Source organism: Thermoactinomyces sp. CICC 10522 (assembly GCF_016055075.1).
GTDB classification, from domain to species: Bacteria; Bacillota; Bacilli; order Thermoactinomycetales; family Thermoactinomycetaceae; genus Thermoactinomyces_A; species Thermoactinomyces_A daqus.
The window spans coordinates 1-818 of sequence record NZ_JAECVY010000065.1 but is presented as its reverse complement, the minus strand read 5'-3'; the positions used below and the strand labels follow the sequence as shown (position 1 = coordinate 818).

1 pseudogene is annotated in these 818 nt (G+C 40.0%); it reads right to left on the bottom strand.

The features are described from left to right. A pseudogene (locus I8U18_RS17605) lies at positions 1 to 534 on the bottom strand (arsenic resistance protein); the annotation flags it as partial. Between the last annotated feature and the right edge of the window lie 284 nt (positions 535 to 818).

The window sequence follows — 818 nt, the reverse complement described above, 5'->3', positions numbered from 1 at the left end:
AAGACGGGTGATCATGCCGGCAACGAAAGGAATTCCCAAGTAGATCAAAACACTTTCGGCGATTTGGCCCATGGTAATATTGACGACAGCTCCTTCTAACCCCAACCATTTCGGTAAAACCGTAACGAAAATATACGCGTAAACTGAATAGAAGAGAATTTGAAAAATCGAGTTGAAGGCAACTAACCCAGCGGCATATTCTCTGTTCCCATTGGCATGGTCGTTCCACACAATTACCATTGCAATTCATCGAGCAAGACCGATAAGAATAAGACCAACCATGTATTGAGGATCATCTCTTAAGAAAAGGATAGCTAACACGAACATCAAAACAGGACTAATCACCCAATTTTGGATCAGAGATAAACTAAGGATTCGCATGTTCCGAAACACCTGACCCAATTCTTCATAACGCACTTTGGCCAGAGGAGGATACATCATCAGGATCAATCCAATTACAATCGGAATCGATGTAGTCCCTACCTGAAAGCTCGTCAAGGGGTAAGTCCGAGATAAGTCCAAAAGCGGCACGATAGATAGAAAAAAATGTAAATGACTGGAGACACTACTCAGGGAAACTCAAGTCATTTCTTTTTTATACCTGGAAACTCTAGATTTTACGGAAGCCAGTTTATAATACGTGTGATCTTTTTATTCAAAAACGTATTATTTCGATTCAGTATTTTTTGTTTTCTTGTTGCTTTATTGTATAGAATATATATAATGACCCCATACGCTTCCAGACGAAAGATAAAGTATAATGGAAGGAAGCAAGAAAGGGGTCGTTTTTTATGGGGCGGCGAAAATGGACTGCTGAG